Annotated in this window: 10 protein-coding genes; 2 read left to right on the forward strand and 8 right to left on the reverse strand. The window is 68.7% G+C overall.

Translation table 11 applies throughout. The annotated features are described in order from the left end of the window. Window positions 1-18: 18 nt before the first annotated feature. The 7 genes from V5F74_RS19585 to V5F74_RS19615 all read right to left on the reverse strand — a co-directional run bounded on the left by V5F74_RS19585 (window position 19) and on the right by V5F74_RS19615 (window position 9,673). Window positions 19-1,488: an arylsulfatase B gene (locus V5F74_RS19585; RefSeq protein WP_394009746.1), complete on the reverse strand. Its 1,470-nt coding sequence runs from the start codon at window positions 1,486-1,488 to the stop codon at window positions 19-21. Between the two features lie 11 nt (window positions 1,489-1,499). After that, entirely contained in the window at window positions 1,500-2,501 is a 1,002-nt protein-coding gene (locus V5F74_RS19590) for a formylglycine-generating enzyme family protein (RefSeq protein WP_394009747.1), read from the reverse strand. Between the two features lie 135 nt (window positions 2,502-2,636). Further along, entirely contained in the window at window positions 2,637-3,674 is a 1,038-nt protein-coding gene (locus V5F74_RS19595) for an AraC family transcriptional regulator (RefSeq protein WP_051678928.1), read from the reverse strand. Window positions 3,675-3,892: 218 nt separating this feature from the next. After that, complete coding sequence (locus V5F74_RS19600) at window positions 3,893-4,747, reverse strand: alpha/beta fold hydrolase (RefSeq protein ID WP_394009748.1); 855 nt, start codon at window positions 4,745-4,747, stop codon at window positions 3,893-3,895. Window positions 4,748-4,820: 73 nt separating this feature from the next. Beyond that, window positions 4,821-7,355 carry an alpha/beta hydrolase gene (locus tag V5F74_RS19605; RefSeq protein ID WP_029556535.1) on the reverse strand — a complete coding sequence of 845 codons (2,535 nt, stop codon included), beginning with the start codon at window positions 7,353-7,355 and terminating at the stop codon, window positions 4,821-4,823. A 122-nt stretch (window positions 7,356-7,477) separates the two neighbouring features. Continuing rightward, complete coding sequence (locus V5F74_RS19610) at window positions 7,478-8,728, reverse strand: Hsp70 family protein (protein WP_029556536.1); 1,251 nt, start codon at window positions 8,726-8,728, stop codon at window positions 7,478-7,480. Between the two features lie 123 nt (window positions 8,729-8,851). Next, window positions 8,852-9,673 carry a hypothetical protein gene (locus tag V5F74_RS19615; RefSeq protein WP_394009749.1) on the reverse strand — a complete coding sequence of 274 codons (822 nt, stop codon included), beginning with the start codon at window positions 9,671-9,673 and terminating at the stop codon, window positions 8,852-8,854. 489 nt (window positions 9,674-10,162) lie between these two features. Here V5F74_RS19615 and V5F74_RS19620 point away from each other — a divergent pair, with 489 nt between their 5' ends. Then, a complete protein-coding gene (locus V5F74_RS19620; RefSeq protein ID WP_394009750.1) occupies window positions 10,163-11,203 on the forward strand; it encodes a helix-turn-helix transcriptional regulator in 1,041 nt (346 codons plus the stop codon). A 3-nt stretch (window positions 11,204-11,206) separates the two neighbouring features. Here V5F74_RS19620 and V5F74_RS19625 read toward each other — a convergent pair whose 3' ends face one another. Continuing rightward, window positions 11,207-11,710, reverse strand: coding sequence for a MerR family transcriptional regulator (locus tag V5F74_RS19625; RefSeq protein WP_394009751.1), 504 nt, complete (start codon window positions 11,708-11,710; stop codon window positions 11,207-11,209). 65 nt (window positions 11,711-11,775) lie between these two features. Between V5F74_RS19625 and V5F74_RS19630 the strand changes: the two genes are divergently transcribed. Then, complete coding sequence (locus V5F74_RS19630) at window positions 11,776-14,064, forward strand: heavy metal translocating P-type ATPase (protein WP_394009752.1); 2,289 nt, start codon at window positions 11,776-11,778, stop codon at window positions 14,062-14,064. Window positions 14,065-14,070 lie beyond the last annotated feature (6 nt).

Here is a 14,070-nt window from a genome sequence, read left to right on the forward strand (position 1 = left end):
CGCGGCGGCGGCAAGGCGTCAGTCGTCCTCCATTTCCAGTTCGTAGAGGCCGGCATCTGGCGTCGCGAGCGGGGCGGAGAGGGTGGCCTTGAGGGCGTTGGAGAAGAACAGGGGCGGCGCCATGGTGCGCGCGAGGGCGACCACCTTGTCCTTCAGCTCGGCCACCTTCGCGGGGTTCTGCATCGAGAGGTCGGTCTTCTCCTCGGGGTCGGCGTCGAGATCGAACAGCTCCACCTTCGGCGGCAGCAGGACGTGCCAGACGAGCTTCCATTTGCCTTCGCGCACGGCGCCCGTGGTCGGCTCCACGTTGTAGATCAGCTCGTCGCGGCCGGGGGCGCCGGCGGCGAGCGCCGCCCAGGCATCCTTGCCGTCGAGCGGCTTGGACTGCTTGAGGTCTGCCCCCGCGAGCTTCGCTAGGGTCGGCAGCATGTCGACGATGTGCATCACCCCGTCCGCCTGCCCCGGCTTGATGCGGCCGGGCCAATTGGCGAGCGCCACCACGCGGGTGCCGCCCTCGTAGAGGGAGCCTTTGCCGTCGCGATAGGGGGCGTTGTTGGGCGGCGGATCGCCGGCCAGCGCCCCTTCGCCCACGAACATCTTGTTGCGGGTGCCGCCATTGTCCGAATGGAAGACGATGAGCGTGTTTTCCCGCATCCCGCGGGCCTCGAGGGCCGCTACCACATGGCCGATCTGGTCGTCCATGGCGGTGACCATCGCCGCATAGGCACGCCGTGAGGGATCGGCGATGTGCGCATACATGTCGAGATAGCGCTGCGGCGCCTGATAGGGCGTGTGTGGAGCGGTGAAGGCGAGATAGAGGAAGAGCGGGGTCTTGGGATCATGGGCACCCAGCACTCGCACCGCCTCGGCGCCGAACAGGTCGGTGTCGTAGCCCTCTTCCTTCACCAGCGTGTTGTCGCGGTACCAGTCGGTGACGCCGTGCGCCTCGTGCTTGAAGTGGTCGATTTCGCCCACCAGCGGACCGTAGAAACTGTCGAAGCCGCGCTGGCGGGGCCAGTATTTCTGGTCCGCATGGCCGAGGTGCCACTTGCCCACGAGGGAGGTGCGATAGCCCACCTCCTTCAGCGCCTGCGGCAACAGGAATTCTTCGGTGGCGAGGCCGTAGGTGCCTCCCGACGGGATCACGCCCACCTGAAGGCCGTAGCGCATGGGATAGCGCCCCGTCATCAGCGCTGCCCGGGTCGGCGTGCAGAGGGGCTGGGTGTAGAATTGGGAGAGCTTGGCGCCGCCGGCGGCGAGGCGGTCGATGTTCGGCGTCTTGATGTCCGAGCCGTGGAACCCCACGTCGGCGAAGCCGAGGTCGTCGGCGAGAATGTAGAGAATGTGCGGACGCGGCGTCCCCTGCGCCCGTGCGCCGGGGGCGAGCAAAGAGAGGCCGGCGACGGCCGCGAGGAAGCCGGCGCTTCCGGCCAGCACATCTCGGCGGCTCGGGACCTTCTCTTCAGTCTTCTCGTTACGATCAGTCACCTGATACCTCGTCAGCTGGTGAGGCGACGCACACATCGAAATCCGATGTGCACGGAGCCGGTATCGACGGATTGCGGCTGGCGCGCGGCCGGCCGATAGCGACGGCAATAGCTGGGCGCACAAAGATGCGAGCCGCCCTTGAGCACCTTGCGGGGCAGGGCGAGACCGGGGGCGGCCCACTCCAGGCTGTCTTCGATGGTCCCGCCGCGCGGGTTGCGGGGCAGGCAGCAGGATTTCTCCGCGGGAGCGGGATGGCGCGGGCGATACCAGTCGTCGGTCCACTCCCAGACATTGCCGATCATGTCGAGGAGCCCGTAGCCGTTGGGCGGGAAGGCCGCGACGGGCGATGTGCCGACGAAGCCGTCCTCGGCGAGGTTCTCTACCGGAAAGCGCCCCTGCCATGTGTTGGCGCGGTGAACGCCGCCGGGGACGAGTTCGGCCCCCCACGCATAGGCAGAGCCGTCGAGCCCGCCGCGCGCCGCGAACTCCCATTCCGCCTCGGTGGGCAGCGCCTTTCCGGCCCATTGGGCATAGGCGGCCGCATCGGTGTGGCAGATGTGGACGACGGGGTGGTCCTCGCTGCCGGTTAGATCGCTGCCGGGTCCCTGCGGGTGGCGCCAGCATGCGCCGGGCACGAATTGCCACCAGCGGGTCCAGTCGTCGGGATCGCCCGCGTCGATGGGCATGCGGAACACCAGCGAGCCGGGCACCAGCAGCGCGGGATTGGCACCGGGATAATCCTCCGGCCGGGGCGCCTGCTCGGCGACCGTCACGTATCCCGTCGCGGCGACGAAGCGGGCGAAGGCGCGGTTGGTGACGGGGGTGCGATCCATGAGGAAGGCATCCACATGCACCTGATGGACGGGAGCCTCTTCCGGATAATGATCGTTCGAGCCCATGCGGAACAGCCCGCCGGCGATCCGGATCATGTCCGGATCGCCGGCTGCGGCTGGTGCGTCCTCGACGGAGCCAGTCCCCTGATGTGCGACGGCGCAGCCGCTCTGCCCGTGCATGACCTCTCCGCCAGTGACCGTTCCGCGCTCGGCCTGCGCCCGTTCATGTCCCCCGCATGTCACGGTCTTAGCCGGCTCTTGCTCTAGCGGGAGCGGCGGGGACTTCTCAATTGCCATTTGGCGCCAACTCGGCGCTTACAGGTCGAGCCGTGCGGAGGTCCGGAAGGCGAGGGGCGTGCGACCTTCCCAGCGCCGGAATGCGCGGACGAAATGCGCGGGATGGCCATAGCCCAGGGCGCGCGACACCGACGCGACCGGCACCGACGATCCGCCGAGGTGCAGCCGCGCCTGCGCGTGCCGCCAGAGGTCCAACTGCTCTTCGTAGGACGTACCCAGCCGGGCGAGCCGCCGCTGCAGGGTGCGGGGCGACAGGCCGAGGCTGCGGGCCGTATCCACAAGGGAGAGGGTGCCGGTAAGGGCGGCGCTATCGAACAGGGTCTCGATCATGCCGACGAGAGCATCGTCGCTCAGCGTCACAGCGGCGAGTGGCGTACTGCCCCCATCGGGTGCCGGGGCGAACAGCACGTTTGGGCTGTCGAGCCATCGGGCATCGAACGTGATCTCGATCCCGTCTCCCGAACCGAAGCTGACGCCGGCAGTGAGACGATCCTCGTAGAGCGTGGGCGGCGCCTTCGCGCGATGGGCGAAGCGGATGTGCAGCGGCGCCGCGTCCGTGCCCGTGATGGCGCGCAATGCGCGCAGGACAAAGGCGGCGACGCCCTCGTTCAGCACCTGCGCGTGTTCGGGATCGCTGTCGGCGAGACGGTGACGCCAGCGCGCGACGCCGTCGCGCTCCTCGATCGCGACCGAGACACCGCCCTGCAGGTCCGGCATCTGGTGGTGAAGGGCGGAAAAGCAGTCGCGCAGGGTGCGCCCGGCGAACAGGGCACGGCCGGCCAGGCCCAGCCGCGTGGGATCAGCGGCATGGGCGAGATCAAGCCCGATGGCGGCCTCCCCGCTGCGCCGGGCGAGATGGAACAGCAGGGTCGAGATCTGTCCGCGGGCCACCACGCGATCGCCGCCGAGCGAGGTGTCATCGAGCGCGCAATCGCGGGGCGTCGCATCGGCAAGCCCGGCCCGGCCGAACAGTGGTGCGAGCGGCACGCCCTGGACGTCGGCGACCTTGGGCAGCATGTGGACGAGCGAGAGCCGGATCGGATGGCGGTCCCACATGGGCTGCGGACTCCATATCGGCGGGCATCAGGGGCCGATGCGCCGGGCGGCTCGGCCCGCGATCGGTCTCCGGATGATCCGGCGCCCCCTTGCCTTTGAACCCCACCTGCGGCGCGGTGGTCAAGCTCCGGTAGCGTCACCGGCTCGGGCTCGAGGTGGGCGAAGTGACCGGTTCCGGGACTGGACGCGCCCTGACACAGGCGCGGAGGGCGGCAGGGTCAGAGCCCGCCGAACCATGCGCCGAAATAGCCGGCGTAAAGCTCCGGCGCCTCCAAATTCATGGAATGGCCGATGCCGGGCACGGCGACGAAGCGGCAATCGGGCATTACCGCAGCCATCTCCACCATGTCGGCTTCCTTGATCACGCCGTCACGCATGCCCCAGACCACGAGATGGGGATGGTGGATGGTCGCCATCTTCCCCTTCAGCTCGCCGCTCTTCGCCTCCTTGGTGAGGGTGTCGGGCGTGCCGAACCAGATGCCGTCGGACACCGCCCAGACCTGATCGACGATCCGGTCGAACAGGGCGGCACGCGGCCCGGCGTCGGGGATGAAGCGGGCAGGGCCCTTGAACAGCGTCTCATCCACGAACAGGCTGGGCGCGGTCGCGGCCATGATCTGGCGGGTGAGGTCGCGGCTTTCCTTCATCTGGCCGAAGAAGGCGGTCTTCTCGGGCGGGAAGTCGATGCCCTGCGGGCCGACCGGCGACAGCGAGAATACCCGGCCGAAGCGCTCCGGCTGCTTCAGGATCATGCGCGTCGAGATGATACCTCCCGTGGAGTGGGTGGCGAGGTGGCAAAAGGAAATGCCGAGCCCATCCAGCGCCGCGATCATGTCGTCGGCATGCTGGGCAATGGAATAGTTGGAGAAGTCGGCGGCGGGCGCCGGCTTGTCGCTGTCGCCGCAGCCGCGCCAATCCACCGCCACGGTGCGCACGCCGCGCGGGAAGTGGGGGGCCGCCAGCTCGATCCACTCCTTGCTGGCGAGATTGCCGTGGATGAAGAGGACGGTCGTGTCCCCCCCGCCCCATTCCCGGTAGGCGAGGCGAAGGCCGTTCACGTCGAGCGTCTGCATGGGGGCCTCTTGTCAGGGGCGCGCCGAGGGCGGTTTGCGCTCCGGGTCCGGAGCGCAAACCTTTTGGCGACGTCTACTTGTTCAATCCGGTCGGCGCCGCAGCCTTGGCCGGGGCGGCCTCTGCGGCGGCGGGTGCGCCGTGGATGAGGCGGTCGATGCTTGCCGGCGCGCCGGTGGGCACACGGCCGGTCTCCACAAAGTCCACCACATCCTCGGCGAAGGCGACCGGCTCGTCCGTGTGGATGAAGTGGGCGGTGCCGGGATAGATCTTCACCTGAACGTCGCGCCCCGCCGTGTTCATGCGGCGCATGAAGGGCAGGACCAACTGGCGGGAGAGGTCGGTGAGCCCGTTGAAGGCGGTGCCGGGGATGAAGGGCTCCTTGTCGCCGAAGGCGAGGAAGATCGGCACCTTGATCTCGGTCAGCCGCTTGTAGAGGCTCTTGGGGTCCTTCTCCTGAAGCTCCGCCACCATGGCGTAGATGTCGAAGGTGAACACGTCCACCCACTGCTGCAGCTCGCGCGGATCACCCTTGATCATGCCGATGCGCTGGGCGGTGTGGAGGCGGGCATATTCGCTGTCGCGCAGGAAGTAGCCGTTGCGCTGGGGCGTCACAGCTCCGGTCACGGGATCGCGGCTGCGGAAGTGGTAGAAGTCGTCGATCTGCTGGGCGGTGAGGTTCTTCTCCCGCTCGCGCAGGCCGGTCTGGTCCCACGCCTTCTTCCAGGCGTCGAAATCGTGGGCGAAGGCGGGATCGAACAGGTCGAGCTTCTTGCCCGGCGCGATCGTGACCTCGCGGGGATATTCCTCAAGGCCAGCCGGGGCTTCGAGGATCAGCTTGGTCACCGCCTCGGGCCAGGAGAGGGCGTAGCCGAGCACGATCTGCCCGCCCATGGAATGGCCGAGATAGGCGGCCTTGGGAACCTTCAGCTGGTTCACCACCACCTCGTGCAGCACGTCGCGCATGTCCTGCAGGGTGCGGGCCGGGCTCTTGTCGAGATTGCCGGGGCCGGACATGCCGTAATGGGGCATGTCCACGGCGATCACACGCAGGCCACGCTCCAGCGCGATGCGCATGATGTTGCCGTAATGGCCGCCGAACGCGCCCTTGCCGTGGACGATGACCAGCACGTCGGGGTTGGCGGCCGTGCCCGCATATTCGTCCATGTAGCCGATGTCCCACTCGACACCGCGGCTGTCCTTCGCCTTGGTCTTCTTCACCGGGAAGGGATAGGTGACGAAGCTGTTCCAGAACGACTTGTCGGGGGTGATGTCGGCCGCGACGGACGGCGTGCGGTAGGTCTTCGCCGCCATCTCGCGATTGCGGGTGAGGCGCGACACGTCGCCGAGGAAGGCGGCCACGGTGGGATCGAACTGGCGGTTCTTCAGGATGGGGAAGACGCCGTAATGGGCGACCGGGCTCTTCTCATGCACGAAGTCCGCGCCGGGCACCTTCTCCACCGTGCGCTTGGCGCGGTCGAAGGTGAGCCACTGGTCGTTCTCGATGTGCATCACGAGGGTGCGCGCCTTGATGCGCTTCAGCTCGGCATTGATGTTGTAGGTCTCGCCGGCACGGTTGCGCCACAGCAGGTCCACCGCATCGAACAGCAGCGAGCGGGCGGCGATGGAGGCGCCGGCCTGCGGGTTGGGCGGGTTCCAGTAGAAGACGTCCCGCTGCACCGTCGACCAGTCCTGCTGCGAGCGGTGCTGGAAGTCGAACCCGGTGAGGTTGAGGATCGACCAGCCGAAGGCGACGCCCTGATTGGGGTGCTTGTCCTTGGGGAGGTTGTAGTAATTGCCGCCCGTGGCGCGCCACTGCGGATCGCTCTCGATGGCGGCGGACATGAGCTGGAAGGTCCAGTTGCCCACCGGGTCCTCGCCGTCCGACTGGCTGGTGCCGCCGATGGGCATGAGGCCATCCATGAAGTCCGGATGCATCACGCCCCAGACATAGGTCTGGGTCGCGCCCATGGAGACGCCGGTGACGAGCGAGGCGCGGGCGACCTTCAGGTGGTCGCGCAGCATCCGGTAATTGGCCTGCACCATGTCCTGGTAGCTGTATTGCGGAAACTTCTGCCCAAGCCCTTCCGAGGGCTTGCTGGTGCCCCACAGGCCGAGGGCGTCCACCAGCACCACGTAATACTGGTCGGTATCGATGGGCTTGCCGGAGCCGATCACCGAGCCGCCGGAGAGGGCCGTACCCTCCACCCACTGGGCGTACATGTCGGTGGCGTCGCCGGAATAGAAGGAATTGATCACCACAGCGTTGGTGATCTCGCCCGCGGCGTTGCGCTTCGGGGTGCCGAGCGCGATGTAGGCTGTCTTCGCCGGGCCGGCGCCGAGGGATTCCAGCGTCGTGCCGCCTTCCCCGCCGTTTGCCCATTTATCCGGGTTCGACAGGTCGTAGCGGCCGCCGATCCTGAAGTTGGCAACCTCGTAGAATTTCTTGAGCTGGCAAAGCCGCTGCTGCGAGCAGGTGCCGGTGAGGGGCGCTTGCGGCGCCTGAACAGCCTGGGCCGGTGCGGCCGGCGTCTGGGCGTAGGCGGCAGGGGTGGTCACGGACAGGGCCGTCGCGGCCAGCGCGAGGCCCAAGGCTATGGCGTAGCTCATGTTTCCTCCTGCGGCCGGTCTTTGTCATCGCCGCCGTCCGGAGGAGAGAACAGCATGCCCGCGCGTCCAAGGGAAGCATGGCCGATGGGAGGATGCGCGCAACCTGTGGGCGGCGCGAACCCTTAGCCGCCGTAGCGCCGCGCCGCCTCGATGGCGAGACCGGTACCCACCGATCCGAAGGTGTCGCCCTCGATCACCCGGGCCTGCGGGACGCAGGCGCAGATGGCGGCGCGCACATGGGCGAGGCGGGTCGAGCCGCCGGTCAGGAACAGGGCATCGATGGCGTCCGCCGTCAGTCCGGCGGCGGAGAGGCAGGATGAGATCCGCCCGGCGATTCGCTCGGCGAGGAGCCCGGTATGGGCGATGAGGTCGTCATGGGAAATGCCGACCGAAAGCCCGGCCTCCAGCACGGCGAGATCGAGTTCCGTGGCACCCTCCTCGGCCACGCGGATCTTGGCCGCCTCCACGTCGAGCGCGAGGCCGTGACCGCGCTCTTCTTCGACGGCGCGCGCGAGGCGCGAGACCAGCTCCGGCTGCGCCGCCGCGCGTTCCAGCTCGCGAATGGAGCGCGCGGTGCGCCCGTCATAGAGCCGGTTGATGGCGGACCATGTGGCGAGGTCGTGATAGAGCGCCGCCGGCATGGCGAGGCCCTTGCGCTTCAGCGGGCTGCCATGGCCCAGCAGGGGCATCACCACGGCCAGCGACAGGTGCCGGTCGAAGTCCGTGCCGCCGATGCGCACGCCCTCGTTGGCGAGGATGTCGGAGGCGCGGTCGGCGCGGTTCTGGTGCCCGCGATCGATGCGCACGATGGAGAAGTCCGAGGTGCCGCCGCCGATGTCGGCGATCAGCGCCAGCTCCTCGCCGGCCACCTGCCGCTCATAGTCGAGGCTGGCCGCGATGGGCTCGAACTGGAAGGAGAGGGCGCTGAAGCCGATGTCGCGGGCGATGGAGCCCAGCGTCTCCTCGGCGCGCTTGTCGCCGTCCGGATCGCCATCGACGAAATGCACCGGCCGGCCGAGGACGACTTCGCGCAGCGGCCCGTTGGCTTCGGCCTCGCCGCGCGCCTTTACCTCGGCGAGGAACTCCCCGATGACGCCCTTGAAGCCGAGCCGGCGACGGCCGACCGGCGTCGTCTCCTCGATGAGGGACGTGCCGAGCACGGATTTCAGGGCGCGCATCAGGCGGCCCTGTTCGCCGCCCACATAGGCGGCCATGGCGGCGCGGCCCACCAGCGGCGTGCCGGTCCAGGGAAAGAAGATCGCGCTCGGCAGGGTGTCGGATGCGCCCTCCAGCCGCGCGAGGCGCGGGCCGTTGGATCCGTTCAGGCCGAGGGTCGTGTTGGAGGTGCCGAAATCGAGGCCGCAGGCGGTCATCGGGCCTCCTTGCCGTATGCGGGTGCGGAAGGCCGGGCTAGCTAGACCAAGTCTCGCTGCAGTGCAAGAGAAAGCGCAGTCAGCGCCTGGGCGACTGCCGTCGCCCGGGCGCGGCGACGGTGCTCAGAAATGGTAGCCGATGCTCATGAACGGCCCATGCATGGTGGTGTTGTAGCGGAAGTCGCGGGTGGGCGAAGTGATGGATTCGTAGTCGGTGTAGAGGGCCCGATAGCCGAGCGCCGTCGACCAGGATTCATTCCAGTTGTAGCCCACCGCCACGAGGCCCTGCGCCGAGAGCTTGGAGCTCGCCGGCAATCCGAAACCGCCGACGTCCGCCAGAGCGTTCAGGAACCACTGCTTGTTGAGCTTCCATTGCAGCGCCAGGCCGAACGTCGGGTCGAGCCAGTCCTTGGTGTCGGACTCGGAAATGGCGAAGGGCACGAAGATGGAGCTGAGGGAGGTGTTGGCCGACAGCCGCTGATAGCGGAAGCCGGCGGTTGCGGAGAGGTCGAAATCGGCGTCCCCCACCGGCAGCCGGTAGCCGGCGGCGCCGGACAGGATGAACAGGCGCTGGGAGAAATCGAGGAGGGGCTGGCCGGCGGTCGACAGGTTCTTGCTGGTGCCGAGCTGCGACCAGAACACGTCGGCGAACAGGGTCCAGTTGTCCTTCTTGGCGATGAAGTTGCCCATCACCGCGCCCTGGAAGTTCTGCATCACGTCGCCGAAGGTGATGTCCACCGGAATGGCCGGCAGGCGGCGGATGCCGATGTCGCCGTCGATGCCGGTCGCCCAAAGGTACAAGGTGGCCTGATACTGCCAGCCGGACGCCGCCGGGGGCTGCGCAGCGGGCGCCACGCCGAGGTCCGCAGCGTGGGCAGGACGCGCGGGTGCCATCGCCAGCATCGCGCCCGCGACCAGCATGGCGAGCGCGGCGCGCAATCCCACTCGCGCCCCCCGACGCGTGCGAGCTGTGCCGTCTGACCCGGCCGAGCGGTGTGCGGCCGTTGTTTCGAACTGATGCCCCCGGACCATAATTCCCCCGTCTTGAGCCGGCGCCGTCCTGGGGCGCCCCGCCGGGTCTTGTCATGCGCCGGCCGCGCCATCCTAGCGCAGCCGCGGGGGCGGAACTGCCCCGCCCACGCTATTCCCGGCCGGGTGTGGCCACACAGCAACGGGAGTGTGGGCTTGCGCAAGGGGACTTCTGAAGGAATGCGGGTTTTCGTGTGCATCCTTGCAATCATTGACGTTTCGTAACATGGCCGCCGTTCGCGCGGGTGTGAAGCCAAGTCCTCACGCCGTGCGGGTTTTGATCTTGCGCGCCACGGTGAAAGCGTGTGAACAGGCTCTGTTACTGTCCAGCTTGAGCGGTGGCAGCTACGTCGGGTCGCCGTAAGCCAAGCCGGTCGAGAAAGAGATTGGAAGACGAGGGCACCCGTGACCACGACACTGCCTCTGGTGCGCGCCGCGGCCATCGCGCCGCTCATGGTCTGGCTGCGCGATAGCGGTTACTCGCTCGACCAGATGCTGCTCGACGCCGGCCTACCGGCGGGGCTGATCGAGGACCGTGACCGCCCGATCCCGCTCATGGCCGGAATCCGCCTGCTGATGGAGGTCGTGGGGCGGGAGGGGCATGATGTGCCCTGCCGCATGGTCGCCCATGCCGGGATCGAGGAGCTCGGTTTTCTGGGCCAGATCGTCATGACCTCCCGCACACCGCGGGAGGCTTTCATCAAGGTGGCGCGCGCCTATCTGCACCACGGCTCCCACGAGCTGTTCACCCTGACGCCCGATCCCGGCGGCGGCGCGGTACGCCACGCCTTTCGCGTGCCCGTGGATGCCGAGCACCTATCCTTCGTGCACCAGTATGTGGCCGCGTTGATCCGCACCGTGGCACTGCGCACGGGCCATGAGGGTCCGCTGATCGAGCGGATGGAACTGACGCCTCACCCGCGCCACGGGGTTGAGGGCATGAGCGCCCAGTTCGGCTGCGAGGTGGTCCCGGCGGCGAACCGCACCGTGACCATGGTCTTCTCCGATGCGTTGCTCGACCGGCCTTATGTGAACGGGCGGCAGGTTGCCGATGTTGCCGTCCCCGCAGGTTCTGCGGTGATCCGCGGCGACGGCACGCTGGCCGGCTCCATCACCACCATCCTGCCAGCCCTCATGGAAGCCGGCACCGAGCCGAGCCTCGCCTGCATCGCCGAACTCGCGTTCATGAGCCGGCGCACCCTGCAACGCCGGCTGGCCGCCGAGGGGGCCAGCCTGTCCGAGCTGATCGACAAGGTGCGCGCCGAGCAGGCCATCGCCCGCCTCACCGCCACTGGCAGCGCCATTCGGACCGTGGCGGCGGAGGTGGGATACGGCTCCAACGCCAGTTTCAGCCGCGCCATCCGGCGCTGGACGAGCACTTCGCCGAGTCGCCTACGGCGCAGCGCGCTCGGCGAGAGGACGGACACCGGCAACGAGGCCGAGTAGTCGCTAGCGTCGCCCCTTCGTCCTCTCGTGCACTTGCGTGGCCGGTTGGGGAGCCGTGTCGCGGGAGGTCTCGATGTCGCGGTGGAAGCTGCACCGACCATGGTCGGCAAGCGTCTCGATGACGCGGCATTCGGCGACCTGGCCGTGGGCGCAGGCCTGCACCATCTGCTCCAGCTCCGCCTCCAGCGCCCTCAGGGAGGAGATGCGCCGACGCACCTCGTCGAGGCGAGCGCCGGCCATGGCATCGGCCTCGGCGCAGGGCTGGTCGGGGCGATCCTGCAAGGTCAGCAGCGTGCGGATGGCATCAAGGCCGAAGCCCAGCTCGCGGGCATGGCGGATGAAGGCGAGGCGCTTCACCTGCGCATCGTCATAGAGCCGGCGGTTGCCCTCGCTGCGCGGCAGGTGCGGCAGCAGGCCGGTCTCCTCGTAGAAGCGGATGGTGGGCACCTTCACGCCGCTGATACGGGCGGCTTCGCCGATTGTGAGGTGCGCCTGCACCGGAGCCATGGGGGTTGCTCCTCTAGTTACTAGAGCATTTAGGCTGCCACCATGACCAAAGGAAAGGCGGCATCATGACAGCCGGGCAGGTTCAGACTCGCTATCGCGTCTCAGGCATGGATTGCGCATCCTGCGCAGCGAAGATCGAGGCCGTGGCAAGCCGTCTGGACGGAGTGGCGGAGGCGAGCGTGTCCGTGGCGGCGGCGACCTTGGTCGTGCGGCACGATTCCGGTGCCGATCTCTCGGCCTTGCCGGCGCGGCTGAAGCCCATGGGTTATGGCCTCGCCCTCGCGAACGCCGAGCCGGCCCGCACGTCCGCTCCTGCCGCGGCCCCCGAGGCGTGCTGCAATCATGATCATGGTGCCCATGGGGGCCATGACCATGGCGGGCATGATCACGCGGATCATCCCCATGCGGGGCATGACCACTCCAGCCATCCTCCGGATCGGGATGCGCCTGCCGCCGGCCACGACCACGCCCATGGCGCGGAACCGGGCGAGGGCGGGTTCTGGTCCAACGGCAAGGCGCGACTGACCCTTGCCAGCGGTGCCGCCTTCGCGGCGGCCTTCCTGGCCGGCCTCATCCTGCCGCAGGTTCAGACGCCCCTGTTCATCGCCGCGATGCTGGTCGGCCTCGTGCCCATCGCCCGCCGTGCGTTCGCAGCCGCAGCGGTCGGCATGCCTTTCACCATCGAAACGCTGATGACCATTGCTGCCGTGGGCGCGGTCATCATCGGCGCGGCGGAGGAAGCTGCGGCCGTCGTGTTCCTCTTCCTTGTCGGCGAGCTGCTGGAAGGCTTCGCCGCGGGCCGGGCGCGCGATGGCATCAAGGCGCTCGCGGCCCTGGTGCCGAAGACGGCGCTGGTGGCGCGGGGCGGCGATTTCGTGGAAGTGCCGGCGGCGCAGCTCGCCGTCGGAGACACCATCCTTGTGCGCCCGGGCGACCGCATCGCGGCCGATGGCGAGATCGTCGCGGGAGAGGGCGGGATCGACGAGAGCATGGTCACCGGCGAGAGCGCGCCCGTGACCAAGGGCGTCGGCGCGGGTGTATTCGCTGGCACCGTCAACGGCGATGCGGCGCTCACCGTGCGCGTCACTGCGACGGCCGAGGACAATACCATCGCTCGCGTGGTGAAGCTGGTGGAGGAGGCTCAGGAGGCGCGCGCGCCCACCGAGCGGCTCATCGACCGCTTCTCGCGGATCTACACCCCCGCCGTCGTGGTCATCGGCGCGCTGGTGGCGACCGTCCCGCCGCTGCTGTTGGGTGGCGACTGGGGCGAATGGGTCTACAAGGGCCTCGCCATCCTGCTCATCGGCTGCCCGTGCGCGCTGGTCATCTCGACCCCCGCGGCCATCGCCTCGGGCCTGTCCGCCGGCGCGCGCCGCGGGCTGCTCCTGAAGGGGGGCGCGGTGCTGGAGACGGCGGGCAAGGTCACTGTGGTCTGTCTCGACAAGACCGGCACCCTGACCGAGGGACGGCCGAAGGTGACGGACGTGATCGGCCTCGCGCTGCCCGAACTGGAGGTGCTGCGCCTTGCTGCCGCTCTGGAGGGCGGATCGAGCCATCCCCTGGCGAAGGCCATCCTCGACCGTGCTGCCGCCGATGGCCTCTCCATTCCCGCCGCGAGCGATGGTCGTGCGCTGGGCGGCAGGGGGGTGACGGGGATCGTGGAGGGGCGCGAGGTGTTCCTCGGCTCCGTCGCGGCAGGGGCTGCGCGGGTGGCGCTCGATCCGCAGACGGAAGATCGCCTCGCAGGGCTGAACGACGAGGGCAAGACCGTGTCCCTCGTCATCGTCGGCGATGTGCTCGCGGGCGCCATCGCCATGCGCGACGAGCCGCGCGCGGATGCGGCGGCAGGACTCGCGGCGCTGAAGGAACGCGGGCTGCGCACGATGATGCTGACGGGCGACAACGCCCGCACCGCCGCCGCCATCGGCCGCGCGCTCGGCATCGAGGTGCGCGCCGGGCTTCTGCCGGAGGACAAGCAGCGCATCGTCTCCGAACTGAAGCGGCAGGGCGATATCGTCGCCAAGGTCGGTGACGGCATCAACGATGCGCCGGCGCTGGCCGCGGCTGATATCGGCATCGCCATGGGCGGCGGCACCGACGTGGCGCTGGAGACGGCGGATGCCGCCGTGCTGCATGGCCGCGTCCGGGACATCGCCGGCATGATCGACCTGTCCCGGCGGACCATGCGCAACATCCGCCAGAACATCGGTATCTCGCTGGGACTGAAGGCGGTGTTCCTCGTCACCACCGTCGCCGGCATCACCGGCCTTTGGCCGGCCATTCTCGCCGATACCGGCGCGACCGTGCTCGTGACCGCCAACGCGCTGCGGCTTCTGCGGCGGACGGGGGAGTGATCCCCC

The sequence above is a fragment of the Xanthobacter aminoxidans genome (assembly GCF_043193615.1).
Taxonomy (GTDB): Bacteria; Pseudomonadota; Alphaproteobacteria; order Rhizobiales; family Xanthobacteraceae; genus Xanthobacter; species Xanthobacter aminoxidans.

Bases quoted from the DNA above. Each gene is read 5' to 3' on its own strand.
- V5F74_RS19625 (WP_394009751.1), bottom strand. From the start codon at position 11,710: ATGGCTCCGGTGCAGGCGCACCTCACAATCGGCGAAGCCGCCCGTATC.
- V5F74_RS19610 (WP_029556536.1), bottom strand. From the start codon at position 8,728: ATGACCGCCTGCGGCCTCGATTTCGGCACCTCCAACACGACCCTCGGC.
- V5F74_RS19595 (WP_051678928.1), bottom strand. From the start codon at position 3,674: ATGTGGGACCGCCATCCGATCCGGCTCTCGCTCGTCCACATGCTGCCC.
- V5F74_RS19600 (WP_394009748.1), bottom strand. From the start codon at position 4,747: ATGCAGACGCTCGACGTGAACGGCCTTCGCCTCGCCTACCGGGAATGG.
- V5F74_RS19605 (WP_029556535.1), bottom strand. From the start codon at position 7,355: ATGAGCTACGCCATAGCCTTGGGCCTCGCGCTGGCCGCGACGGCCCTG.
- V5F74_RS19590 (WP_394009747.1), bottom strand. From the start codon at position 2,501: ATGCACGGGCAGAGCGGCTGCGCCGTCGCACATCAGGGGACTGGCTCC.
- V5F74_RS19630 (WP_394009752.1), top strand. From the start codon at position 11,776: ATGACAGCCGGGCAGGTTCAGACTCGCTATCGCGTCTCAGGCATGGAT.